A 25,187-nucleotide genomic window follows, 5' to 3' on the forward strand; every position below is an offset into this window, starting at 1 on the left:
GACAGCGCCAGGTACACGACTTCACGATGGACTTCGAACACTTTCTGAACATGGGCGGCTATGCCGCCTACGTCTGGCCGGCCTACGGGCTGGCCGCGCTCGTGCTGGCCGCCAACCTGATCGCGGCACGCCGCCGCCACACCCGGGTCCAGCGGCGATTCTCGGCCTTGAACCAACAGCGCAAGAGTTCCACATGACACGGCGGCACCAGCGCATGCTGGCGGTGAGCGGCATCCTTATCGGGATCGCGGTCGCGGCATTTTTTGCTCTGTCCGCATTCCAGAAGAACCTGCTGTACTTCTACACGCCATCACAGGTTGCCGCGGGCGAAGCGCCCAAAGGCTATCCGTTCCGCGTCGGCGGCCTCGTCGTTCCGGGCAGCGTAAAACGCGATGCCGGCAGTCTAAAGGTGGGATTCGAAGTCACCGACGGTCCGGCGAGCGTCGCGGTCACCTATAGTGGCATCCTTCCGGACCTTTTCCGGGAAGGCCAGGGGATCATCTCGATCGGGCAGTTGAATCAGGACGGCGTGTTCGAAGCCACCGAGGTCCTCGCCAAACACGACGAGAACTACATGCCGCCCGAAATCGCCGACACCGTGAAGCACGGCGCCGACGGCAAGCCCGTCCTCGATTACCAGGCCTGGCAACCGAAATGATCGCCGAACTCGGCCATCTGGCCCTCGTCATGGCCTTGATGATGGCACTGCTGCAGGCCGGTTTCCCATTGGCCGGTGCCGCGGGTGGTGTGACGCTGTGGATGGCGGTTGCCCGGGGCGCTGGGCGCGCACAGTGTTTCTTCCTGCTCGCGGCGTTCGGGTGCCTGGCGGCCAGCTTCGCCCTCAACGACTTCTCGGTGGCCTACGTCGCGCAGCACTCCAACAGCGCGCTGCCCCTCTACTACCGCCTGTCGGCGGTCTGGGGCGGGCACGAGGGCTCGATGCTGCTCTGGGCAACCATCCTGGGCCTGTGGACGCTGGCGGTGACCATCTTCAGCCGCAGCCTGACCGAGGACTTCGTGGCCCGCGTGCTCGGTGTCATGGGGCTGGTCAGCATCGGCATCCTGCTGTTCATCCTGCTGACTTCGAATCCATTCGAGCGCTTGCCGGTACCACCTGCGGACGGCAATGACCTGAACCCGCTGCTGCAGGATTTCGGCATGACGATCCATCCGCCGATGCTCTACATGGGTTACGTCGGCCTCAGCGTCGCGTTCAGCTTCGCCGTCGCCGCACTGCTGAGCGGATCGCTGGATGCGGCCTGGGCCCGCTGGTCGCGCCCATGGACACTGGTCGCCTGGACCTTCCTGACGGCCGGCATCACGCTAGGCTCCTGGTGGGCGTATTACGAACTGGGTTGGGGCGGCTGGTGGTTCTGGGACCCGGTGGAGAATGCCTCATTCATGCCGTGGCTGGTCGCGACTGCACTGATCCACTCGCTGGCCGTGACCGAGAAGCGCGGGGCGTTCAAGGCCTGGACGGTGTTGCTGGCCATCTTTGCGTTTTCGCTGAGCCTGCTGGGCACCTTCCTGGTCCGCTCGGGCGTGTTGACCTCCGTGCATGCCTTCGCGACCGACCCGGCCCGCGGACTGTTCATCCTGGTGCTGCTCGGCGTCGTGATCGGCGGATCTCTCATGCTGTACGGCTTGCGCGCACCCGCCGTCCGTGACAACGCACGCTACGAACTCGTCTCGCGCGAAAACCTGCTGTTGCTGAATAACATCCTGCTGGTCACGGCTGCCGGAAGCATCCTGCTGGGTACGCTGTATCCGCTGGTGGTCGACGCGCTCGGCCTCGGCAAGATCTCGGTCGGACCGCCCTATTTCGATGCCGTGTTCGCGCCGGTGATGGCCCCGGTATTCCTGCTGGCCGGCACGGGTCTGCTGTTTCCGTGGCGCAGTGCCAATCTGACCGCCATCGCACACCGCACCCGCTGGCTGGCCCTGCTGAGCCTGGCCGCTGGGATCGTCACCATGGCCGTGTTCTGGAGCCTTCGCGACATCAAGACCTTGGCCACGATCACGCTGGCGATCTGGCTTGTGGTCACGGCCGGCTATACGCTCTGGAGCCGCATTCGTCTGCGCGAACACTGGCTGGCGGGCCTCCGCTCCCAGTCACGCGGCGTCTACGGCATGACCCTCGCCCACGCCGGGCTGGCCGTCGTATTGATCGGCATCGCCCTGTCGGGCCGCTACACGGTCGAGAAGACTGTCCGTCTCGCGCCGAACGAGACCGTGGCAATCGGCGACTACGCGTTCACCTTTCGCGGGACAACCCGCGTGGAAGGCCCGAACTACACGGCCTCGCAAGGCGAATTCGCAGTGCGCTCGGGTACCCGCGAGGTGATACTCAAGCCCGAGAAGCGCGCCTACCGGGTGCAACGCAACACGATGACCGAAGCGGCGATCGACCCGGGCCTCACCCGCGACCTGTACGTCGCGCTGGGCGAACCGATGGACAACGGCGCCTGGAGCGTCCGCCTCTACTACAAGCCGTTCATTCGATGGATCTGGCTGGGCGGCCTTTGCATGGCACTCGGCGGCGTGCTGGCCGCGAGCGACAAGCGCTATCGCGTCGCCGCACGCCAGAAGACCGCGCTGTCAGCGACGCCTTCGTCGGCCACCGCCTGAACCCGGGGAACCCTGCCCTTGCGCCTGACTTTCCTGATCCCGCTGGTCGTTTTCGTGCTGATGGTCGTGCTACTCGGCGTGGGGCTGACACTCAATCCGCGCGAAGTGCCGTCGCCCTTCATCGGGAAGCCGGCACCGGCTTTCTCCGTGCCGCAACTGCATGCACCGGCCGAAGCGCTGAGCAGCGAGGTGTTCCGCGGACAGGTCAGCCTGTTGAACGTCTGGGCCTCGTGGTGCGTTTCGTGCCGACAGGAACACCCGTTGCTCGTGGAACTCGCGAAGACCGGCCGCGTGCCCATTTACGGCCTTAATTACAAGGACGAGCGGAATGCCGCCCTGGAGTGGCTGGCGCGGCTCGGCAATCCATATCGCAGCAGCGCGTTCGATGCGGACGGGCGCGTCGGCATCGATTGGGGCGTCTACGGCGTCCCCGAGACCTTCGTGATCGACCGCAAGGGCATCATCCGGCACAAGTTCACCGGCCCCCTGACGCGTGAGGCAATCGACGGCATTCTGCTGCCACTCGTCCAGCAACTCGAAGGAGAACCGGGTTGAAACACTCTGTCCGGGCCTGCCTGCTCGTTCTGTGCTGCGTCTGCATTCCCGTTGCGAGCGCTACCGAAATCCGGACCTTCAAGGACACGACCGAACAGCTGCGTTACGAGCGGCTGGTCGAGGAACTGCGCTGCCTCGTTTGTCAAAACCAGTCCCTGGCCGACTCCGACGCGGATCTGGCGCGCGACCTGCGCGACGAGGTTTACCAGATCATTCGGAGCGGCAAGAGCGACGAAGAAGCGGTCCAGTTTCTGGTGGAGCGATATGGCGACTTCGTGTTGTACCGACCCCCGGTCAAGCCCATCACCTGGTTGCTATGGCTCGGCCCGTTCGTGGCATTGGTCGGCGGGCTGCTGTTCATCCGGTCCCGCACCCGGCAGCACGCCGCTACGCGTTCGCCCGAGCTAAGCGCAGCTGAGCGCGAGCGACTGCGCCAACTGGAAGGCGACACCCGGAAATGAACCGATGACCCAGTTCTGGAGTCTCGCAGCGCTGCTGGTGCTGTTCGGGCTGGGCCTCATCCTGCCAGCGTTGCTCAGCCGGGGTCGGCAGGCAAGCCTGGCCCGCCGCGATCTGAATCTACTGATCCATCAGCAGCGGCGCCATGAACTGGAAGCCGAGGATCTCGATGCCGGTCAGGCAGCGGCACTGCAGACAGAACTGGACCGCACACTGCTCGACGATCTGGATGCTGCGCCTGACGCAGTGCCATCGAAACCCGCCGCGGCGGGTCGCACATCCGTCGTCGCCGGCATCCTGGGTGCCGTCGCGGGCGGCCTGTTATTGTACGGGCAACTCGGACGGCTGGATCTGGTGCGCGCGCCGCCCGCCTCCACCGCGGAGGCTCGCGAGTCCCTGCAAGCCACCGTCGAACAACTGGCCGCCAAGCTCGCAAAAGAGCCAAACGATCTGCAGGGATGGCTGTTGCTCGGACGCTCGCTCGAAGCCATGGGCAATTCAGCGAAGGCGCTGACGGCCTACGAGTTCGCACGCAAGCTCGCTCCCGACAACCTCGACATCATCGCGTTGTACGCGCAGGCGCTGGCCGAGAACAACGGTGGCTCGATGGCCGGGGAGCCCGCAAAACTGGTTGACGGCATCCTCGCGCGGGATCCAAAGCACCCGACTGGCCTGTGGCTGGCCGGTCTGGGCGCGGCAGAGCGTGACGAGATGGCCGTGGCGGCGGGGTACTGGCGCGCGCTGGCAAAGCAACTGCCTCCCGATAGCGAAGAGTATCGAACCGTCGCCGATTACATCGCGCAGGCCGAGGCTGCCGCCCCATCCAGCAACGCGCCCGCAGTGGCTCCCCAGCCGGCTTCCGGCGCCCGCATTGCTGTCCATGTGACCCTGTCCCCCGCCCTCAAGTCCAGAGCGGCGCCCGACGACAGCGTGTTCGTCTTTGCCCGTGCCAGCGAGGGCCCGCCAATGCCGCTTGCGGTGGTGCGTCGTCAGGTACGTGACCTGCCATTGGAGGTGACACTGGACGATTCCATGGCCATGATGGCCGGACGCAAGCTCTCGTCCTTCGAGCGGATCGTGATCGGCGCACGCATCTCGAAGAGCGGCAAGCCGACACCGTCACCGGGCGACTTGCAGGGCCTCAGCGCACCGCTGCCCAGCAACACCACGACCGTTCAGTCGATCGAGATCCACGAGATCGTGCCTTAGCCTCCCGGCGAAACGGATCGGGCACGACCGCCCTACCCCTTCGGCTGATAACCCTCGGGTCCGTTCAGGCACGGTACTGCAACCCGCTGAGACGCGCCGTCGAGACGCAGCGCGGTCAGTTCGCCGCCCCAGAGGCATCCGGTATCGAGCGCATGGCATCCGCCCGACACCCTGAACCCCAGCGTCGACCAGTGCCCGAACACGATTGCTGCACCGGCGCTGCGCCGCCCCGGGATCTCGAACCACGGCAGGAGCCCGTCACGCTGCGTACCCGGCAGCCCCTTATCGCGGAAATCGAGCCGCCAATCCGGCGCGACGTAGCGCATGCGAGTGAAGGCGTTGACGATGTAGCGCAGGCGATCCCAGCCGGTCGCCTGCTCCGACCAGCGATCCGGCTCATTGCCATACATCTGGCGCAGGAATGCGGCGCAGTCGGGCCCCCGCAGCACGGCTTCCACCTCGGCGGCGCGGGCGCGCGCCTCGTCTACCGTCCAGTAAGGCGACAGACCGGCATGCACCAAGGTATAGCGGCCTTCGCGATGACAGAGTGGTTGACGCCGGAGCCAGTTCAGCAACTCGTTGCAGTCCGGTGCATCGAGGACATCGTGGAATGTATCCTTCCGCTTCGTGCGGGAAATCCCGAAGGCCACTGCCAGCAGATGCAGGTCATGATTGCCCAGAACCGTGGTCGCGGCCGCTCCCAGCGATCTGACGAGGCGCAAGGTCTCGAGCGATCGAGGGCCACGATTGACGAGATCCCCGGTCAGCAGTAGCCGATCACGGGCCGGATCGAAGCGGATTTCGTCGAGCAGACTCAGCAGTTCGGCGTGACAGCCCTGCACGTCGCCGACGGCATGCAGCGCCATGCCCGGAGAAACTCAGTGCAGAACGCGGGGGATCGCGAGCACGAACGGCGCGATCTCGGCATCGAAATGCTGCCCGTCGTCCGAAACCATCTGGTATTCGCCCTGCATCGTGCCCAGCGGCGTCTCGATCATGGCCGCACTCGTGTAGCGGAAGGATTGCCCCGGCACCAGATGCGGCTGCTCGCCGACGACACCGTCACCGCGCACCTCCTGCACTTTCCCATCACTGTCGGTGATCACCCAGTGACGCGACAGAAGCTTCGCTGGAACGCTGCCATTGTTGACGATCGTAATCGTGTAGGAGAAGACGTAACGTCCGGCTTCCGGCGCCGATTGGGATTCCAGGTACCGGGAAACCGCTTCGATCTGTATGCAGTGCTTCTTGCTCATGTGACTAAAGGTGGCTACGCTACGGCGTCTAGTTTAAGCCAAACCGGGATCGCCACAAATCTTCACGCCGCAGCCGACTCGGCCTGGTGCGCGGCAAAGTCCGCTGGCTCTCGTAGGACAACACCCACCGCGCTGCAGCGATTTCGGCGAAGCGCCACGCCGGCACAAACTTCGGTCGTGCCACGGGCGGGGAATTCTCCGCCAGGCATCGCTGAATGCCGCTCCTTACGACAGGTATTGCCACTTGCACATTCATATCCTCGGCATCTGCGGGACCTTCATGGGAGGGCTCGCGATTATGGCCAAAGAGCTGGGCCATCACGTCACCGGCTCGGACCAGAACGTGTATCCCCCGATGAGCACGCAGCTCGAGCGCCACGGGATCGGCCTGATGAGCGGCTTCGCAGCCGAGAACCTCGACCCCGCGCCGGAACTCGTCATCATCGGCAATGCCCTGTCGCGGGGCAATCCCGAGGTCGAAGCCGTCCTTAACCGGGGCCTGGCCTACACCTCGGGCGCACAGTGGTTGCATGACTTCGTGCTGACCCAGCGGTGGGTCCTGGCCGTGGCCGGAACCCATGGAAAGACCACGACGACCAGCATGCTGGCCTGGATTCTGGAGCAGGCCGGGCTGGAACCCGGCTTCCTGGTCGGGGGCGTTCCACTCAATTTCGGTTTGTCGGCGCGGCTCGGCGGGAGCCGCTTCTTCGTCATCGAAGCCGACGAGTACGACACGGCGTTTTTCGACAAACGCTCGAAGTTCGTCCACTACCGGCCGCGAACCGCGATCCTGAACAACCTGGATTACGATCATGCGGACATTTTCCCTGACCTCGCGGCCATCCAGCGACAGTTCCACCATCTGATTCGCAGCATCCCCGGAGAGGGACTGATCATTCGGCCAGCGGACGATGGCAATCTGGATGCGGTCGTAGAGATGGGCTGCTGGACTCCGGTGCAGCGCACCGGTCTGACAGGCCTCGATCCATCGGGGTCGGCAGATTGGCAAGCGCGCCTCGCGGCAGCGGATGCCAGCCGGTTTGAAGTGTTCTGGCGGGGCCGTTCCGTGGGCGAAGTCGTTTGGGAACTCAGCGGGCATCACAATGCCCGCAATGCGCTGGCCGCCATTGCCGCAGCTTGCCATGCGGGAGTCGAGCCAGAACATGCCACGGCCGCGCTCGGCAGCTTCCGCAACGTGAAGCGCCGGCTCGAGATCCACGCGACGGTCGACGGCGTCACCCTATACGACGACTTCGCCCATCACCCGACCGCCATCGCGACAACGCTGGAGGGCTTGCGGGCACGAGTCGGTGAATCCCGGATCATCGCGATCCTGGAACCGCGATCGAACACGATGAAGATGGGAGTGCACGTCGATGCGCTGGCCGCATCGCTCGCCAGTGCTGACCGGGCGATCATCTACCAGGCGCCGGACCTGGGTTGGGATGCGGCGCGCGTCGCGGCAAGCTCACCGCACATCAGTGTCCTGCCAACGCTCGACGCCATCATCGATCACCTGCGAACCGAAGCCCGAGCCGGCGATCACATCGTATTCATGAGCAATGGCGGCTTCGGCGCGGTACACGCGAAAACGGCTGAGGCCTTGCGCACGCGACACTGAAGGCGGGCGGCGGACTGCCGCCGGTGCTACCGGGGCTCAGGGCGCAAACAGCTGTTTTATGAGTTCTGATCCAACCTGATCGGCGGTCGCCCGAAGCTCGGCGAGGTAATCGTCGCGTATCAGCTCGTCGGCGAGCGGCAGGTAGTATCCGGCCAGGCGCCGCAAGGTGAAAGCAGATACCGAGTGCACACCCTGGTTGTTCCAGACGGCCGCGGTCAGCGCCGCCCAACTCACGACGATCGAGTGAAAGCCCTCTTTGCCGCGCGAAAAAACCAGCGATCCATAGGTTTGGACATGGCGGCGAAACGCCTTTTCCTGGCGTTCGATCTGCTTGGCAACCTGGGCCGTGTCCGTGCCGCAACTGCCGGCAATCGTCTCCGCATAGGCATCGACCAGCATCGCCGGGAAGCGGTCGGTCCGCCGCCTCGCGGCCTGGGCCAGCACGGCGCCCAAGTGACGGCGCGACTTTGCCAAGCGCTGCTCGATCGCCAGGGTGATGAAGGCCTGGTAAAGCTCGGTCGCCTGAGCGTCCGGGATATTGATCCCGAAATCCGCCAGTGGGAGTTCCTCGGCCAGGATAGCGGCCTTGCCGACCACGTAGCCTTGACCGGTCGTGGACGTCAGACTCTCCGTCATCGCGGTCGAGTTCGTGCCCCAGTCATCGTTTTGCGCAACGAACCCGAACCCAAACCCGAAGCTGGTCGGAGCGGACGTGCGCGCGTTCCAGAACGCCAGATACTGAGTGTGCGTGGCGTCGTAGAGTCCGGTCCGGCACCAGGCACTGCTGGTCGTCGAAAAGACGTTCACGCCGACCGCGCCGTAATAGGCCGCCAGACTGCCCCCATTCCGGCTCGAGCTGATGTCTTCGACCATCAGCGCCTGAGCGAGGAATCCCCAGCCGCCCGCTACGGCGGCGACCGGCGAAAGCGCGACTCCCAGTACTGCGAGCCTCAATGCTTTATACCCGTTCATCTTGAACCTCCTTTGCCGCGAACGGCACGAAATCGGTGGCGCCGACAACCCGCCGCTGGCACGCGGGCACCGCGACAACCCACAGTGTAGCGAAGGACCTACTGTCTGATGACCCGTCGGCTTCGAGCCGATGCCTTATCAAATGGAGACTAATCCGCCCCCCGCGGCATGGCAATAGGCGTGAACACGTAGGTCGCGGAACGGCGCCATTGCACCAGCCGGCTTGCTCCGCGCCCTCAGCTGAGCGATCCTCATGGCCTGACAGCAAGCCCACCACCCTTCCGGTGTCCCGATGTTACCGCATCGACTCGACGTTCAAGTGCCATCGCGTGGCGGACTCGCTGCGACCGCAACTGCGGCACTGTTGAGCAGCTGCCTGCTGCTGACCGGGTGTGCGGCCTACGAAGCGCGGGAAGCGGCCAGCGCGCCGATCCCGGCAATGCCGCACTCGGTCCGGCAAGGGTCCATCTCGCTCGGCGCGGACCCTCACGTCCAACCCGAGCGACAGGAAGCGATCTTCGCCGCCGATTTTGCCTCGATCGCCGTGCTGCCGGTCCAGGTCGTCGTCAGTAATGCTGCGGATCTTCCCCTGCACGTCGCACCCGAACACTTCTCGCTGGCCTTGCCCGGCGGTGAGACGACGACGCCGCGCCCGGGCCCTGAAGTGGCACTGCTGTTTCCGCCCAAACCAGGCGTAGCCCACTACGCCGTGACCGGCGCTGGCATGGTGGGTGGCTTGGCCGGCCCGATCGGCGCTCTGGCGGGCCGGGTTGCCGGTCTGCTGGGCTCCCTGATGCTGAACCAACGCGACGACGAGGCCGCCGACGGTCGCCGCGAAGACTATACGCGGAAGGAATTGCGGACCGTCGATCTCAGGCGCGGCGAGTCGGCACGCGGTTTCCTGTTCTTCGTACTGCCGCACGGGACGCCGCCGTTCGAGGAGGCGGCATTGACCTATACGCCCAGCGCCGATACCGGCCTGCCGGCACTGCGCATCACCCTAAAGGCGCTTCACGTCGGGGCAGCCCCCGCAGCGCCCGAGAAATCTCCGTTCCGCTGACCTACGGTCGCCCGGCTATCGGGTGGGACTGTCGCTACCTCAGCCTGCAACAGCGCAGCCCGCAAGCAGCGCCGCCGTATAGCAGCCATCCCGATCGCATGCCCGGTCCGTAGACGCAGGGGATCTTGGACTGAACCCAAGCCGTATGTTCGGCTTGGCGGAACACCCCGGAGGCCCTCAAGGCGCGCGCGGCAGTCCCGCGGCGGCCTGAAACCAGGCCAGCTTTTGCCGCAAGCGGACGACCTGACCGACGATCACCAGGGTCGGCGCGCTGGCACCCACCGTCGCGACCTCACCTGGCAAGGTAGAAACGGTGCCCAGAATGACTCTCTGCCCGGGCGTCGTTCCCTGCTGGACCAGCGCGGCAGGACGGTCGGGCTCGCAGCCATGCGCGATCAAGGCCGCGCAGATCTGCTCCAGACCCTGAAGCCCCATATAGATCACCAGCGTCTGCTGTGGTTGCGCGAGCCGCTCCCAGTCGAGGTCGCCGACCGACCCCTCTTTCAGATGCCCGGTCACGAACGTCACCGACTGCGCGCAGTCGCGGTGGGTCAGTGGAATCCCGGCATAGGCCGCGCAGCCGGAAGCTGCCGTGATGCCCGGCACGACCTGGAATGGGATACCCTCGTCCATCAAGGTTTCGATTTCCTCGCCGCCGCGACCGAAGATGAACGGATCCCCTCCCTTCAACCGCACGACGTGCTGCCCCGCACGCGCCAAGCGCGCGAGCAGACGGTTAATATCCTCCTGCGGCAAGGTATGCCGGCTGCGTTCCTTGCCCGCATAAATGCGCTCGGCATCGTTGCGGACCAAGGCCATGACTGCAGGCGAAACCAGGCGGTCGTAGACGACGACATCGGCCTCCTGTATCAGGCGAAAGGCCCGCAGGGTCAGGAGGTCCGGATCGCCCGGGCCCGCGCCGACGAGGGACACCATACCGACCGCCGACGATCGACCGGCCGCAACTTCGATAAGCCGCTCCAATTGCGCCGCTGCCTCGTCCTCCCGGCCGGCGAGCGCCAGTTCAGCGACCGGACCTCGCAGGCATTGCTCCCAGAACCGCCGCCGCTGATCGCCATTGGTCAAAGCCTGTTTGACCCGTGTCCGGAACCGCTCGGCGAATTCGGCCAACCGCCCGTAGGCCGCCGGCAGCCGGGTCTCCAGTTGGGCACGCACCTGGCGCGCAAGCACCGGTGATGCGCCACCGGTGGAGACCGCGATGATCACCGGCGAGCGGTCGACTATAGCCGGGAAAATGAACGTGCACAGCTCCGGGCAATCCACCACATTGCAGGCAATGCCGCGTTCACGCGCCGCTGCGACCACCGCCTCGTTGACAGCCCGCACGCCGGTGGCCGACACGACCAGCGCGACCTCTTCGAGGTCATCGGGCTCGAATGGCTTGGCAACATGCACGATGAGGCCCCGGGTCACCAACTCGGCCACTACCGGGACGAGCTCCGGGGACACGACCGTCACTCGCGCACCGGCGCGCAGCAGCGTGGCAATCTTGCGCGACGCCACTTCACCGCCGCCGACGACCAAACAGGTCTCGCCAGTCACCTTCAGGAAAATGGGTAAGTACTGCATGGTGTCGCCTACGCCGTCGAATGCTTCACCGCGAGGCCCGCGGCAGAACCCAGGTACCCCAGTAATCCGGATGCAGACGGGTAAATTCGAGCTCAGGACGCTGTAGCCGCCGGCGCACGTATTCCCGGTCGGTGCGGCGCACGAGCAGGTAGACAGGTTTCACGCGCCCGGTCACCCAGCGCTCGACTTCGGGCTCCCGGACGGCTGCATCGGGCCAGTTCGGATCCGCCAGCAGGCGAAACCGGATGTAGTTGCTCTCGAACTCGCGCCCATCCCGGAAGGTGATCACGGTGACCGGACGCCCCAGGTAGTAGGGCAGCCCATTCGGGAGACACAGGTAGCAGGCCACCTCCACGTCGTCGGCGAGAGGCGGTATCGCGCCCGCCAGCGACTGTGCGGAACGCTGCGTTGCATACGGCCCAATGTGCTGAACCGTCAGCATCGTCAGCGCGAGCGGAAAGAGGACGAAGGCCGCAAAGCTGTAGCGTGGGTTGCGGCGCAGCGCACCGAATACTGCGAGCCCCGCCGTGACTGCGAGCACGACCGCCAGCGGACCGAATGCCCCCTGTAGCGGCACGAGATGTTCCGCCACCTTGACGGGCAACCGACCCAGCCGGTCGGGATTCGCCGCAACGCTGCCGGACAGAGCTGCCGCGCACGACGCGACGATTGCCAGCCCCCACGTACCGCGCCGCACGATACCTGTCGCCCGCGTATTCCCCGCCGCGGCCAGCACGAACAACCGGGCCGTCAGCACGCCCAGCGCCACGCTGGCCGTCAGGATATAGCCGGGCAACTTGGAACTGGACAGCGAAAAAAACACCACCACCACGATCGCCCAGACCACGAACATTCGGTCCACCGCGCCGAGCCTGGACCGTCCGCGCCATACGGCGACCATCGCTTCAGGGAGGAGCGCGCTCCATGGAAAAAAACACAGCGCGATGATCACGCCGTAGAAGTAAAAGGGTGCCGTGCGGTGGAACTCGTCGGTCGTGAAACGCTGGACCGACTCCTTGATGATGCCGTAGTACGGAAAATCGGGGTGTTGCAGACTCACGCCGACGAACCACGGCAGAAACAGCGCGAAGAACAACGCGACATTCCGCGCCGCGAACGCCTCGCGCCACCAACCCCTTGCGCCGCCGAGTGCATGATGCACCGCAAGGACCAGTGTCGGCAGCAGAAACCCCACCGGTCCTTTCACCAGGGTTGCGCAGCCCGCGCAAGCCGCGGCCAGTGTGTACAACCGCGCCCGCCGCCGCGCCTCGTCTGCGCCGGCAGCCTCGAAGCACATCAGGATCGTCGCCGAGACGAAGAAGGCCAGCGTCATGTCAAAGATCACGATACGGGCGAACGCGATGTAGAGCGGGGTCGCAGCGACCACGATCACTGCCACGGCGGCAGTCGCGGCATCGTAGTGTCGCCGGCAAAAACGATACAGCAGCAACAGCAGCGCAGCCGCAAAAACCACCGAGGGCAGCCGGGCAGCCGCTTCGCTCTGACCGAACGCGCCTAGCGACAGGGCCACCGCCTTGAAGAAGAAGGCCGGCTTATCGAGATACGGCAGACCGTCATAAGTCGGCACGAACCAGGCGCCCGACTCCAGCATCTCCCGCGCCACCTCGGCGTTGCGACCTTCGTCGGGCTGCAGGAGCGGATAGGCGCCCAGGCCAAAGCACAGCGTCACGGCGCTGACCAGCACCGCAAGGAGAGGCAGGGCGTAGCGCGGCATCGTCCAGTAAGTGAAAAGTCGGTTAGGCCGAGCACAGCGCTCCGACAGGAGCGGCCGGGCTCGAAAGGCGGTCATGGTGGCACAGTTCCCCCGCGAATCACACCCCGCCCGGAGCGAGCGAGGGTGACTGGCGGGGGGTTCGTAACCGAGGCGGCAGGTCCCTGGGGAATCGAACCGCCAGCGTGGAGGGAGGGCTACTCTACGGAGGAACCCTTCATTAATGGTGCCCGCTCAGCAACCTTCGCATGACCGCGTGCCCGAACCGCGCCACGAAGTACGGCAGGTAAGTCAGGTGCTGTCCCATGCGTCGGGCTGCCACCGAGTAGTCACCATCGCTCAAGGCCTGGGTGGTCTCGATATAAGCCTTCGCCCGGGCCAGCGTGGCGGATTGTTCGACCAACAGTTCGCGAGCACCGGGAAACCGATCCAGGTTCGGGTGCTCGATGAGAATCCGGTTTCTGAGCGTGCGGTTGGTAACGGAGCGCAACCCCCGCGACGTCGCACCAATCGATCCCGGTCGAGCGACGAAATAATTGTAGCGAGCCTCCGGGCTCAACGCGTAGCGCGCTCCCGCCAGCAGACATTCGGCGTGAAACAGACCGTCGTAGTTGCTCGTCAGGTCGGTCCGATAGCGAATGTGGTTCTGATCGAGAAACTCCTTGTTGATAAGCGGCTTGAAGTACCCCACCCCCATCCTCGACCGGCCGTAGGGATCCAGCGCATCGAGTTTCAGGAAATCGGTGAATGAAATGAGTGTCTCTCGAGGCAGTCGGCGCTCGTCCAGACACACACCTAGCGGCTGGGCAGTGCCGACCTCGGTCAGGCACAGGTTATCGGCGCACAGATCTGCCTCCCACCGTTTCGCAAGCTCAAGCAGATAATGCAGGCGGTCGGGAAAAAAGGCATCGTCCGAGTCCAGGACCGTGATCCAGTCTCCCCTGGCCTCGTCGATGGCCCGGTTGATGGCAGAGGGTCCGCCCATGTTCCGGGGCTGTACCAACACCCGCAATCGCGCATCGGCGCCGGCTGCTGCCTGCGCAATCGCAACCGTGCCGTCGGCAGAGCCATCGTCAATGACAATCCCCTCGAAATCCTTGAAGCTCTGCGATTGGAGCGACTGCAACGCTTCGCCTATGAAGGCCTCCGCGTTAAACGCAGGAATAATGACGGTGACGCTCGGCATCGTGCTGCTCGAATTTGTTGCGCGCCGCAGGGCGCATCATCTGCTGGCATCGAACTCATGCGAATGCTGCGAAGGAACGAGGACGTCGCCTTTTTCCCGCCCCCGCAACAATTCTGCTCGCCAGCCTGACCCTCTTGGTCTCGCATTAGATAGTACAGGAAAACCCGCCCCCCTCAAGTTTTGCTCACCATTTAATGCGATACGAGTGACTCTGGAGGACGGTTACGGTGATGATCCGAGCGGAACCTCACCACATCAAATTGGGGAACGGCCAAGCGACTGATTTGTGTGTGCTGACTGTTTGCCCCGCATGCAACTTTCAGCCGATGGGCCCGAAACGGCTGTGCGCTGGTAGCGCAGCATCACTGGAGTTCTCACAAGGAAACACAGCGCCACCCAACAGATATCGCCTTCCTGGCAAGCACTTGGTGCAAAGTACAGGTTGAGCCGGCGGACGACGCGAGGCATCATACGAAAGCCCTATGCTGAAAGTTGGCACACCATGAAGGGGCGCCCGAACTGTTGTGAGGGACGTTCCGAACGTCTGTCCGAAAGTCCGCTCTAGGTTGTGGTTGATCGCCGCCGGATTTCTCGCGTGCATACGGGCAGAAACGAAATACGAGCATCGACTTTTTTGACGTCTACCGGCGCGAGGACTTATGAAGCGACCCATCATCGGCATTGGAATCGACTCGGCGGATCCTGTTTTGATGGAGCGATGGATGGCGCAAGGCCATCTGAAGAATTTAAGAAAACTCAAAGAGCAGGGCACTTTCTGCCTAATCGAAAATACGGTCAACCAAGCGGGCCGCCCAGTCACAACCTGTTCGACCGAACGACTGTGGAGCATGACATGGACTAGTTGCCGTCCCGACAAGACCGGTTTTTGGGATACGACGAAATTCTTCCCCGAGGATTATCACACCTCCCGGGAATGCACCGAAATCGGTGTCGATTTCAAGGAATACCCACCCTTTTATGCCGTAGGTGAAAATTACAAGGTATCCGTCCTCGACCTGCCCGCTTCAGGCCTTTCCGACAACGTAAATGGACTCCAGATACTGGCCTGGGGTGGGCACTACCCATTCACCCCCAGCCACTCGAGACCCGCTGAAACCCTCGAGGAGATCAATCAGAAATACGGCAAGAATGAAGTCCTTGGGAATGACCATGGCCATTGGTCGGACCCGAAATACGCTCGCTGGCTATACCATGCCCTGCTGCGCAGCATCAAGACCCGCACGGAAATAGCCAAGGACTTGATGCGTAGGGACACGCTGGACCTGTTTCTTATGGTGTTTCCGGAAACCCATAGCGGTGGCCACGACCTGTTGCATCTAAGCCATCCCGACCACCCGGTCTACAACCGCTACAAGGATAAGGTCATCCCCGATGCAGACCCGCTCCTTGATATCTACGAAGCAGTGGACACGGCCCTGGGCGAAATCCTGGCGGATGTACCAGCCGATACCTATGTCTTTTGTTTTTCGATACACGGCATGGGTGTCAACGTTACGGATCTATTGAGCATGGCAGTCGTACCGGAACTCATGTACCGGTACAGCTTCCCGGGTCAGGTGGCGCTCGCAGCGGGCAACCCGTCCGCGCCTCCCCCTCCAGTCAAAACCGGAATCGGCCGCAAATCGTGGGCCGGCGAAGTCTGGGTGCTCAACGATGAACCCAATCCTCTGCTGAGACTCGTGAAACCCTGGCTGCCGAAACGGTTCATGCCGAAATCGGCAAACGGACTGGTGTCTCCGTGGGAACTGGGTGAACGCAAGGTGCGAGCAAACTGGATGCCGGCAATGTGGTACAGCGATCTCTGGCCACGCATGAAGGCCTTCGGCCTACCAGGTTTCGCCGATGGACACATCCGCATCAACCTGAAGGGACGCGATCGAAACGGCGTCGTGGATCCGGCCGACTACGATGCCGTTTGTCAGGAAATAACTGATCTGCTGACCGATCTGACCAACGCTCGAACCGGTGAACCCTGCGTAGACAGGGTGGTGCGAACCCGCCGCTACCCTACCGAGGATCAAGACCGTGACCGACTGCCGGGACCCGACCTGATCGCCATTTGGAACAAGAACCCCAAGCAACCAGCGGATGTCGCAGACAGCCCTCAACTCGGACGCATCGGGCCGTTCCCGCACGCCCGACCCGGCGGACATCGGTCGACCGGTTTCCTGATGGCCTCGGGGCCAGGGATCGAAGCGGGCAAGGTGGGCCCGACAGTTGAGGGAGTCGACATCGGCCCGACCCTGCTGACACTGATGGGGGCCCCCGTCCCCGCTCATCTCGATGGGCACCCCATCGCCGACATCATCGCTGCGCTGCGGCAGAATGAAGCGGCATAAATGGCTTGCCAATGCTATCGGGAGCGGTACCGGCTCCCGGAGGCACCTGCCGTCAAACCCATAGGGATGTGAAGCGTAAGCCCGTCGCGTGGGATAGCCCGCCATCGTGGGGTTTTTACTCGGGTATCAGGAGCGGCGTTGGGAATGACGGGGGCATTAGCGGCGCCTTCAGGCAGCCCTGGGGTTCGCTCTCGTATCGGTATTGACCGCCGGCGATTGGCACAAGGCCATTTGAGAACAAGATGGCTACAACACGGCTGTCCTGGACTCGTGCGGCACCTCTCTGTGCGTGGACAGAGACGGGTAACTGTTCACGCCCCCCTCGTGGGAAGCGGTCCGGGAGTCCGAGACACGCCGTGAATCCGTCTCTGGCTCGGCTGCGGGTTCCCTCCCGCAGACGGTCTCGCCCTCCCGGCGCGCTCCGACTACCGAACAAGTCAGCAGGGTGAATGGTTACCAGAGTTGGTGAACGACTGAGAGCATCCCTTTCTAACCGCCGCCCGAAGCATCTGCTGGCTGTGGAAAGCCAGCTCCGCCGCCGCTAGCGGGCCGGCCGCGCGCCGTGCTGAATCTTGCCAATCGTGCCGAGCACGGATCAGGACACACTCATGACCCTAATCGATAACGCGACCGCCCTGCAGGCCGAACTACGCCGGATCCGGTTCGTGCCCCCGGTCAGCCACATATACGACCCCCTGGCTTACGCTTGGGAGCCACATCGAACCTACCTGGAACGCTACGGCCAGGGTGAGCGCGAGATACTGATGGTCGGCATGAATCCGGGCCCCTGGGGCATGATCCAGACCGGTGTTCCCTTCGGCGATGTGGAATTCGTCCGCGACTGGCTCCGCATCGAGGGTCCCGTCGGCCAGCCGGCCACCCTTCATCCCAAGCGCCCGGTGCTGGGCTACGCGTGCCGGCGCCGCGAGGGCAGCGGCCGGCGTCTGTGGGGCTGGGCGCGCGACCGCTACGGCGATCCGGAACGGTTCTTCGAACGGTTTTTCGTCGGCAACTACTGTCCGCTGTGCTTCTTTCTGGAAGCAGGCACCAATCTGACGCCGGACAAATTGCCGCTCGGGGAACGGCGCGCTGTGACGGCAGCGTGCGACCGCTCCCTGCAGCGCATGACCGCCATACTCAAACCGCGTTGGGTACTCGGGATCGGCCGCTTCGCTGAACGCCGCGCCGCCGAGGCACTGGCCGGCAGTTCCGTGCGGGTCGGCGGCCTGCCCCACCCGAGCCCGGCGAGCCCGCAGGCGAACCGCGGGTGGGCGGAGCAAATGGACCTGGCGCTCGAGCGGCTCGGCATCGTGGTGCCATGAGCCTCAGGCCATGCGGGGGTAATCGCAGATCACCATTCCCCCTTCGATCGGTAACGGGAGCGGGACCGGGGAGACGGGACCGTCTGCGGGACGGACCCCGCAGCCGAGCCGAAACGGACGTGTTCACGGCGTGTCTCGTCTCCCCGGCCCCTCCCGCAACATGAGGGGATTCAACGGGTCCGTAGCGCAGTCCAGCGTGATGATACGGGACGAGATTTCGTCGCCATCCAGCCATAGCTCGCCGACCGCGACCGGCAGCTTGAAGCGTCGGCGCCCGGCACTGCCCGGGTTGACGTACAACACGCCGTCGCGCTCGACAACCGAAGGCCGGTGCGAATGGCCCGACACGACGACCCGCGAGGCCGGCGAGAGATCGAGCGCGGCAAGGTCGTGCAGAACGTGTATCGTGACGCCTCCGACCACCACCTGGGAGCGATCCGGCAAATCGTCGGCCCAGGGGCCGCGGTCGTTGTTGCCCCGCACCGCCGTGACCGGCGCTAGGTCGCGCAGCACAGCCAATAGCTCGGGCCCACCGATGTCACCGGCATGGATGATATGGTCGCAGCCACGCAGGAAAGAAACCGCCTCGAGCCGTAACAGGCCGTGGGTGTCCGCGATGAGCCCAACGCGACAAACCGTCATCCGAGAAGCGCCTCCTGAGTCGCGCCAAGCTCCACTAAAGCATCGTCAACACCGCCTCGTATCGACACGGTTTTGACACCGCGCCCGGGCATTATTCCAGGCATGGATCACGCCAGGGGCGCGACGGGAGCAGCCCGAGGCCGGCCCGCTCCCGCTCTTTAGAGCGATTATTGGTCGTAGCTCTGAATGCCCGGCGCAAACCGCGTCTGCCAGGTCAACGCGATATTCGCGAAGAAACCCTCACCCAGCGCCACTTGCCGGGTCGTGCCACCAAACGGGCTGCGCACCTCTTTATAGTTGAGATCCTGATAGAACGGCAGGCCCGCGGCACCGCGCAGATTGAAGTTTCCGCCCGCCGCATTGGCGATCCGCCAATCGAAGATGGCCGCTATGTCCGCCGTCGTGCCGCCGGTATTGCCGATGCGAACGCGGCCGTCCCGATTCTTGTCGGCATAGATGGCGTCCATTTCCACGCCGAGCACCAGGTCGTAGCTGGGCGTGTAATGCAGGCCGATCGCTGCCGTCGCGACGTCACCGTACGAATAGTGGTTATTGTTCTCGGGGTTTATCTGGTAGAGCAGATTGCCATGGAACCAGAAATCCTCCCAGCGGTGCGAATAAACCAGTCCACCGGTCATCGTCGCCGTGCCCTTGCCGAGTTGCATGCCGGGTGCCTCTGCGGTGATCTGGTTGCCCGTGGCGAGGTCGAGCTGACGGCGGGCATTGAAGTTGCCGGTGGGGAGCGTCGTACCCACCAGGAGCGTGAACCATTTGTCGAAGTGATTGCTGCGCCACATGTTGTAGCGCATTTCCAGGGCCAGATCGCCGAGGCCCTCCGCGGTGCGCGTGGTATCAACGACATTGCTCCTGACGATACCCGTCTTCGGATCCCGGACGGGACGTCTGGTTTCCGGATCGATGACGGCCCGCCGCTGATAGCCCGTCACCCGCCGCTGCGACCACGGCAGATTCATGAACAGGCCGATGCGATCCGTCGGTGACCAGTTGAACACCAGCGACTGGGCTTGGATCTGGAGTTCACCGGGCGCACGCACCTGCGAGGGGTTGCCCCGGATGAAGGCACCGGGATCGATACCCGACTCGCCCATCTTGATCATGTCCGACTGCTGGTAGCTGTAGGTGATGCCGGCGCTGAACGCGTTCGCACCCGGCGTGACCGCGGTGCGGACCCGGAACGGCACGGTATTGCCGCGCGGCGAGCTGTCCTCGTAGGCGAGATCGTAGGTCATCAGATCACCGCCTTTCTTTGCCCGGAAGTTCGACGCGTCCTCGAACGTCTCGAAGGCGATGTAGTTCGGAATCATGTCGGGGATCACCGAACTCCCGACGACGAAAAACGCCTTGCGGATATCGATCTCCTTCCCGGTGTTCCAATCATGAACAACTACCGATTGGAACTTGTCGACACCGCCGGCCTCTTCGATTTCACGCAGTGTACAGGCGACGCCGCAGGTCCATTCGGTCACGCCATCCTTCCAGACGAGCCTGCCGGAACTGCGCTTGTACTCCTCGATGTTCATGCCGCAGACACGGCATTCCCTCTTGTGCAAATCCTCACCATGGGTATCGATCTCCACGGCAGCGACGACGGATGCCATGAAGAGGCCAAAGACGTAAGCGAGCCCTAATCTAAGGGCCGCGGACCTGATGTCCATAAAAGCCTCCCTTGTATAACACTTGCGTAACCAATTGCTCGAAAAACTCAGGCGGAGCGTCTCCTCTGATGATTTCCCGAATGATTCCCTGTGTATCCACGATAAACGTCAACGGCACCTTGTCGATACCGAGCGCTTTGGCTGTACCCCAGGCCGGATCCGTCAGAAATGGATACGTAATCGTTTTCAGTTTTCGGAACTCGGCATCACTCTCGGCAGTCGAGTCCACGTTGATGGTCACGACAACCAAACCACGGTCCCGATATTTCTGGTACAACTCCTCTAGCGCCTTCAAGAGTTCCTTGCTGCACGACGGGCAGGTGATCGACCAGAATCGAATCAATGCGACCTTATCCTTCACATCACTGGGCAGATTCATGGGCTTGCCATTGACATCCGCCAATTTAATCGGCGGGAACTGACCGCCGATGCGAAGCCCGGTATTGGGTTGGCAAGCAGACAGAGCAATCGCCAACAACAGGTACGAGGCGAACCGCCCCCGGCGCAAGGCACAGTTAACGGACATCATCATCTGCCATCAGGTCCTGCGGTCCAGCGACATCACCAGTGGCAGTGTCACTTGCGGAAACCGCACGACAGACGTGCCCCGATGATCTTCCAGAAATTCCTGTGCCGACTCCTCGTCCTTGAACGGCAGCAACTCGTGCCCCATAGGCCCGAGCACATTGGAGCCCAGCACATAGAACGCCGTTTTGGCCTCGATCAATTCCACCTCGTAATAGTCCGTTACGTACATATACGTAATCTCACCGGCAGATTTTGCTGGTGTGTATTTCGCGACATCGAAATAATGTTTGAACAGATCCTTCGCACCATCGTAGAAGTACGAGGAACCATCCTTGAAAACGATCTGGCCGACCCACTTCGGGTACTTGTAGACGAACATGCCGCAGACCGGGCAACGGTCGGTCTTCTTCAGCACCGGCACTCCGGCCGGCTCCGCCTCTGCATAGCGGATCGGCAACAGGGCCCCTGCTCCGGCCACCGCCGCAGCGGCCAAAAGCTGCAGATATTGGCGCCGTGTGATATGAATCATGGCTTTATCCTTCACATGATCAGATTGGAAACCGCGATACGGTAGGTCACCACCGACGCGAAACCGGCGAACAGCACCAGCGAACTCATCGTCAACCGGCGGGTCAGAGCAGGGATCACCTCACGCAGGCTCGCGATGCCGCGCAGCGGAGTCAGCGTCGCGACGCCGGCCCCCATGACCACGCCGATGAAGAGTGCGACATACAACAGATAACCGATGTAGTCGTATTCGGACATCACGATGCAGAACGGGCAGTGGTGGGTCGGCAGTTCGTAGATGTACAGCGAGATGAACGAGATGATCGACACGATGGCCGTCAGAAAGAACAGCACCGACGCGACTGAATACACATAGCCACCCCGGCCATTCAGGTAGTAGTACAGCCCCGAAGCCAGCGTGAGGAGCACGGTACCGTAGAAGAACCAGATCATCGGGCCAGGTGGCAACTCCGCCATATCGGACCCTAACCCCCCCGCCTGTTCGCTGCTGAAGAGACTGCCGCAGCAGGATGTAATCACATCCGCGCGCAGGCCCAGGAAATACCCGAACTCCAGTATGGCCTCGATCACGATCAGCGGCGCGACCACGGCCAGAAGTGCGTATTTCTTCTTGATCAGCGGATAATCGTAGCCCTGGTTGTCGGCATGATTCAGAACGAGCCAGAGCCCGGCCAGGATGAAATTGAGCATTTTCAGCAGCAATGTCGGATAGCCGAACTCGTTCAAATTCAGCGTCCCGGCTGCACACATCGCCCCGACGAACAAGGGGTGCAGGTTGTCGGCCGTGAATACATACATGAACAGCGACAGCAACTGCAGAGCGAACACATATGACAGGACGGTCGAAACCAGATAGGTCTTGCGCTCCAGCACCAGCTGCAGTTCGCTGCCGCTCTCGATATCCCAGTTGCGCAGGATTTGCACGCCGTAATACGCTGAGTACATGACCATTGTCGCAATGATCAGCGACGCGAGCAGGTTGGCGATGACGCCGGGATGTAGCAACAACATGGCCGCTAGCCCTCGATCTGGCCGTCCCTGAGTTTGACGACGCGGTCCACCGCGGAGGATTGATAAACGAGCGGATCGTGACTGGTGATCAGCACCGTACGGCCCTCGGCTTTGAAGCCCTCGACAATCTCCATGAACCGGTGCGATAGCTTGGTGTCGAGGTGGGCGGTCGGCTCGTCGGCGATGATGGTCGTCGGGTTGTTGATCAGCGCGCGCACGATCCCGACCCGTTGCGCCTCACCGCCCGACAGCCATTCGATCTGCGATGCCGCCTTGTCCTGCAGATTGAGCTGTCCGAGGTATTGCGTCGCCCGCTCCTTGAGCGTCGAGCGGCGCTCCCCTAGCGGGTAGGCCGGCAGCATCACGTTCTCCAGCGCCGTGATGCCGCTGATCAGATTATGCTGCTGGAAGATGAAACCGAAGCTGCGCCGCCGCACCTCAGTCAGGAAGCGTTCCGGCAGGCTGGTGATCTCCCGGCCCTTCATCTTGACCCGTCCTGCGGTAGGTCGCGACATGCAGCCGATGATGCTCAGCAGCGTCGTCTTGCCCGAGCCGCTGGGGCCGGTCAGTACCGTGACCTTGTTCTCTTCGATGGTCAGGCTGACTCCGTTCAAGGCCGCGTACTCGCTGGGCTTGCCGGCGTTGAAAACCTTCCTGACATTGACCAGTTCGATCATCGCTCACTCTCCCGTTTGCCGCATCGCCGTGTCCGGATCGATTGTCGCCGCCCGCCAGGACGGCACGACCGTCGCCATCGTGTACGGGACCACCGTCAGAAAGAACAGCACGATCAACTGTTCGGCGCTGATGAACGGCACGGGCCGGAAAGCCGGGTATAGGGTCGACCATCCCTTCAAGGCCGGCTCGAACAACATCGCCGACGTGAAGAACACATGGATGTAAGCCAGGATCACGCCGGTCAGGAAAGCCGTCAACGAGATCACGGCGCCCTCCCAGAACTTCATCAGGATGATGTCGGAGGTCTCCCAGCCGATCGCCTTCAGGATGCCAATTTCCCGCCGTTCGCTGGCACTGAGGCCGGAGGCCTTGTCCCAGGCGAAGATCACGAACGCGAACACCGCGGAGGACAGGATCACGATCATCATGCCGCCACGCCAGTTGAAGATGGAGTCGTAGGTCCGGCGAATCTCGTCGCGGACGATCGGCCGGCTGTCGGGCAACAGTTTGTTGATCTTGGTCGATACGGTCGTGACCTCCTCGGGGTTGGTCACCGCGACCACCGCGTCGGTCACCAAGTCCTGCGGGACACCGAAAATCCGCCTGAAATCGTTCTCGGTGATCAGCATCAGATCGCTCGACACCAGTTCCGAGTACGAGGACAACAGCCCCGCGATCTTCAGCGTCATAACCTTGCCGTCGTGGGCACGGACGGTCATGTATTCACCCACCCCGGCCTTCCGTACCGTGGCGATGCCATTGCCGATGATCACGCTGCCCGGCGCGAGGGGCGTGCCATCGACTGTGAACAGTGGCCTCTGCGCTTCGCGGAGCGCCTTGGTATCCTGTTCCACGGTCACCGTCCGGCTCGCGTCGGCTGGGGCGGCTTCGTCGGCCGGCGGCTCGGGCGGCACCAGCAGCGTGTAGTTGGCGCCGGTGCTGCCGTCGTAGTAGTAACCCCACAGCCGCGTGCCGACCGCCCTAACACCGCGAATCGCCTTCAAGGTGTCGAGGTATCGCATGGGGAACAGGTCGTGGCGGCCGGCCATGACGCGTTGCACGATGATCTCCGGGGAATGCGCCAGAACATCGACCGCTTCGCGCTTGATCGCATGGGTGTAGAACATCACGGACGCGAGCAGAAAGACCACCAGCATGTATAGCGCCCACAGCCCGAGATTCTTCACCTTGCGCCGCAACAGCGACGACAACGTGAAATCGATGATGTAGCGCTGTTTCTCGATCCACTCGCGCATGGCGGCTAGGGTTCTCGCTGGTAGTGGCCAGGCGCCGGCTGCACGAACGAGCCCGACGGGAAATGTTCCAGGGCCATCGGAAAATCCTGAAATGCCGTGTGCAGGTCGGCCTGGGACAAATGCCGCGTGTACCGCGCTTCCGTGAACAGCGCGAGGTCCGTCAGCATCAGGCGTTCCACCAGCGATCGCTCGCCGGCCAGACGCTGCTCTGCATAGCGGAGGCTTGTGACGCAATGCACCCCGAGCAAAGTCGCGATCACCAGTTGAATAATGACGACCAGGAAAATGGAAAGGGACTTCCTCATGGCCATGGACTTTGGTCGTGCCGAGCCCCGATCGAGTGGATGGAACTCACGATCGGCACGCGCTGCCGAATCACCTCGCACCAGCAATATGCACAAAAGAAACAGATTTGCGCTTACGCAACACTCTTCACCATGCTACACCTCTCGATAACGCTCTAATATGCGTAGAAATCTCTACGTCTTTCGCTCAGTCGATGCCCTGAACTCGCTTATGGACATTTGCCTGGAAACACTTTCGCTGCGCGTCTGTCGCGCTGCCTTTGACGCGCTGAACGCCCTGCACCAACATTCCGCTCGGCCTCACCGAGGCGGCGACAGACGGGTCGAGTCATGCCACCCGACTCAGTTGACAAAGCTTTCCCTCCGGCTTAGCTTGCGTCGTGGCGAGTGTCTCGGAAGCTAATCCGCGGCGGTTCCCATCGCTCCTGCGAACCCATTGCTAGTGCTTCACGTTGACGGGCTGGCTGCGCTTCGCTTTGGCGGCCCCCGCTTTAAGAGCGCCACGCGTCTGCGCGGCCAATTGCAGTTCCCGCCTTCAACGGTCTAGAGACACACGTGATTCAACGATGAGTGTGCGGAGCGACAGCCCCAAGCCCGAGGCCCGATTGAAAGC

At 63.0% G+C, this 25,187-nt stretch carries 24 protein-coding genes; 10 read left to right on the plus strand and 14 right to left on the minus strand.

Going from position 1 to position 25,187, the window contains the following annotated elements; all coding sequences use genetic code 11:
* The first annotated feature begins 26 nt into the window (after positions 1-26).
* The 6 genes from ccmD to ccmI are packed head-to-tail and all read left to right on the plus strand — an operon-like array spanning position 27 to position 4,851.
* Entirely contained in the window at positions 27-197 is a 171-nt protein-coding gene (gene ccmD, locus ACW73L_RS13670; protein ID WP_498922757.1) for a heme exporter protein CcmD, read from the plus strand.
* Complete coding sequence (gene ccmE, locus ACW73L_RS13675) at positions 194-658, plus strand: cytochrome c maturation protein CcmE (protein WP_139557785.1); 465 nt, start codon at positions 194-196, stop codon at positions 656-658. The genes ccmD and ccmE overlap by 4 nt, the downstream gene beginning before the upstream one ends.
* On the plus strand, positions 655-2,628 hold the full coding sequence (locus ACW73L_RS13680) for a heme lyase CcmF/NrfE family subunit (RefSeq protein WP_498922759.1): 1,974 nt from the start codon (positions 655-657) through the stop codon (positions 2,626-2,628). The genes ccmE and ACW73L_RS13680 overlap by 4 nt, the downstream gene beginning before the upstream one ends.
* A gap of 24 nt (positions 2,629-2,652) precedes the next feature.
* Entirely contained in the window at positions 2,653-3,183 is a 531-nt protein-coding gene (locus ACW73L_RS13685; protein WP_498922871.1) for a DsbE family thiol:disulfide interchange protein, read from the plus strand.
* Positions 3,180-3,644 carry a cytochrome c-type biogenesis protein gene (locus ACW73L_RS13690; protein ID WP_498922760.1) on the plus strand — a complete coding sequence of 155 codons (465 nt, stop codon included), beginning with the start codon at positions 3,180-3,182 and terminating at the stop codon, positions 3,642-3,644. Before ACW73L_RS13685 ends, ACW73L_RS13690 begins: the two co-directional genes overlap by 4 nt.
* Before the next feature lie 4 nt (positions 3,645-3,648).
* Entirely contained in the window at positions 3,649-4,851 is a 1,203-nt protein-coding gene (ccmI, locus tag ACW73L_RS13695; protein ID WP_498922761.1) for a c-type cytochrome biogenesis protein CcmI, read from the plus strand.
* A 32-nt stretch (positions 4,852-4,883) separates the two neighbouring features.
* Here the strand turns inward: ccmI and ACW73L_RS13700 are convergent, their stop codons facing one another.
* Complete coding sequence (locus tag ACW73L_RS13700) at positions 4,884-5,717, minus strand: symmetrical bis(5'-nucleosyl)-tetraphosphatase (protein WP_498922763.1); 834 nt, start codon at positions 5,715-5,717, stop codon at positions 4,884-4,886.
* A gap of 12 nt (positions 5,718-5,729) precedes the next feature.
* Positions 5,730-6,107, minus strand: a complete 378-nt coding sequence (apaG, locus tag ACW73L_RS13705; protein ID WP_129883732.1) for a Co2+/Mg2+ efflux facilitator ApaG/CorD — start codon at positions 6,105-6,107, stop codon at positions 5,730-5,732.
* A 244-nt stretch (positions 6,108-6,351) separates the two neighbouring features.
* On the opposite strand from apaG, the gene mpl reads away from it, so the two are divergent.
* Entirely contained in the window at positions 6,352-7,728 is a 1,377-nt protein-coding gene (mpl, locus tag ACW73L_RS13710; RefSeq protein ID WP_498922764.1) for a UDP-N-acetylmuramate:L-alanyl-gamma-D-glutamyl-meso-diaminopimelate ligase, read from the plus strand.
* 36 nt (positions 7,729-7,764) lie between these two features.
* Here mpl and ACW73L_RS13715 read toward each other — a convergent pair whose 3' ends face one another.
* Positions 7,765-8,700, minus strand: coding sequence for a hypothetical protein (locus ACW73L_RS13715; RefSeq protein WP_498922766.1), 936 nt, complete (start codon positions 8,698-8,700; stop codon positions 7,765-7,767).
* 292 nt (positions 8,701-8,992) lie between these two features.
* Between ACW73L_RS13715 and ACW73L_RS13720 the strand changes: the two genes are divergently transcribed.
* Positions 8,993-9,760, plus strand: a complete 768-nt coding sequence (locus ACW73L_RS13720; protein WP_498922767.1) for a hypothetical protein — start codon at positions 8,993-8,995, stop codon at positions 9,758-9,760.
* A 177-nt stretch (positions 9,761-9,937) separates the two neighbouring features.
* Here ACW73L_RS13720 and cysG read toward each other — a convergent pair whose 3' ends face one another.
* The 3 genes from cysG to ACW73L_RS13735 all read right to left on the minus strand — a co-directional run bounded on the left by cysG (position 9,938) and on the right by ACW73L_RS13735 (position 14,268).
* Positions 9,938-11,350, minus strand: coding sequence for a siroheme synthase CysG (cysG, locus tag ACW73L_RS13725; RefSeq protein WP_498922768.1), 1,413 nt, complete (start codon positions 11,348-11,350; stop codon positions 9,938-9,940).
* Positions 11,351-11,375: 25 nt separating this feature from the next.
* Complete coding sequence (locus tag ACW73L_RS13730; protein WP_498922769.1) at positions 11,376-13,160, minus strand: glycosyltransferase family 39 protein; 1,785 nt, start codon at positions 13,158-13,160, stop codon at positions 11,376-11,378.
* Positions 13,161-13,302: 142 nt separating this feature from the next.
* A complete protein-coding gene (locus ACW73L_RS13735; protein ID WP_498922770.1) occupies positions 13,303-14,268 on the minus strand; it encodes a glycosyltransferase family 2 protein in 966 nt (321 codons plus the stop codon).
* A 659-nt stretch (positions 14,269-14,927) separates the two neighbouring features.
* On the opposite strand from ACW73L_RS13735, the gene ACW73L_RS13740 reads away from it, so the two are divergent.
* Both ACW73L_RS13740 and ACW73L_RS13745 read left to right on the plus strand, forming a co-directional pair.
* On the plus strand, positions 14,928-16,628 hold the full coding sequence (locus ACW73L_RS13740; protein ID WP_498922772.1) for an alkaline phosphatase family protein: 1,701 nt from the start codon (positions 14,928-14,930) through the stop codon (positions 16,626-16,628).
* 608 nt (positions 16,629-17,236) lie between these two features.
* A complete protein-coding gene (locus ACW73L_RS13745; RefSeq protein ID WP_498922774.1) occupies positions 17,237-17,950 on the plus strand; it encodes a uracil-DNA glycosylase family protein in 714 nt (237 codons plus the stop codon).
* Positions 17,951-18,073: 123 nt separating this feature from the next.
* On the opposite strand, the gene ACW73L_RS13750 is transcribed toward ACW73L_RS13745, so the two are convergent.
* The 8 genes from ACW73L_RS13750 to ACW73L_RS13785 all read right to left on the minus strand — a co-directional run bounded on the left by ACW73L_RS13750 (position 18,074) and on the right by ACW73L_RS13785 (position 24,574).
* Positions 18,074-18,592 carry a metallophosphoesterase family protein gene (locus ACW73L_RS13750; RefSeq protein ID WP_498922775.1) on the minus strand — a complete coding sequence of 173 codons (519 nt, stop codon included), beginning with the start codon at positions 18,590-18,592 and terminating at the stop codon, positions 18,074-18,076.
* A 167-nt stretch (positions 18,593-18,759) separates the two neighbouring features.
* Positions 18,760-20,268, minus strand: a complete 1,509-nt coding sequence (locus ACW73L_RS13755; protein ID WP_498922776.1) for a nitrous oxide reductase accessory protein NosL — start codon at positions 20,266-20,268, stop codon at positions 18,760-18,762.
* Positions 20,243-20,800: a peroxiredoxin family protein gene (locus ACW73L_RS13760; protein WP_498922778.1), complete on the minus strand. Its 558-nt coding sequence runs from the start codon at positions 20,798-20,800 to the stop codon at positions 20,243-20,245. Before ACW73L_RS13760 ends, ACW73L_RS13755 begins: the two co-directional genes overlap by 26 nt.
* A 6-nt stretch (positions 20,801-20,806) precedes the next feature.
* A complete protein-coding gene (locus ACW73L_RS13765; protein WP_498922779.1) occupies positions 20,807-21,325 on the minus strand; it encodes a nitrous oxide reductase accessory protein NosL in 519 nt (172 codons plus the stop codon).
* Positions 21,326-21,336: 11 nt separating this feature from the next.
* Entirely contained in the window at positions 21,337-22,335 is a 999-nt protein-coding gene (locus ACW73L_RS13770; RefSeq protein WP_498922780.1) for a hypothetical protein, read from the minus strand.
* Positions 22,336-22,340: 5 nt separating this feature from the next.
* Positions 22,341-23,012, minus strand: a complete 672-nt coding sequence (locus tag ACW73L_RS13775; RefSeq protein WP_498922781.1) for an ABC transporter ATP-binding protein — start codon at positions 23,010-23,012, stop codon at positions 22,341-22,343.
* 3 nt (positions 23,013-23,015) lie between these two features.
* Entirely contained in the window at positions 23,016-24,269 is a 1,254-nt protein-coding gene (locus ACW73L_RS13780) for an ABC transporter permease (protein ID WP_498922782.1), read from the minus strand.
* A 5-nt stretch (positions 24,270-24,274) separates the two neighbouring features.
* Positions 24,275-24,574, minus strand: a complete 300-nt coding sequence (locus tag ACW73L_RS13785) for a hypothetical protein (RefSeq protein WP_498922784.1) — start codon at positions 24,572-24,574, stop codon at positions 24,275-24,277.
* Positions 24,575-25,187: the final 613 nt, after the last annotated feature.

The sequence above is a fragment of the Methylolobus aquaticus genome (assembly GCF_054172105.1).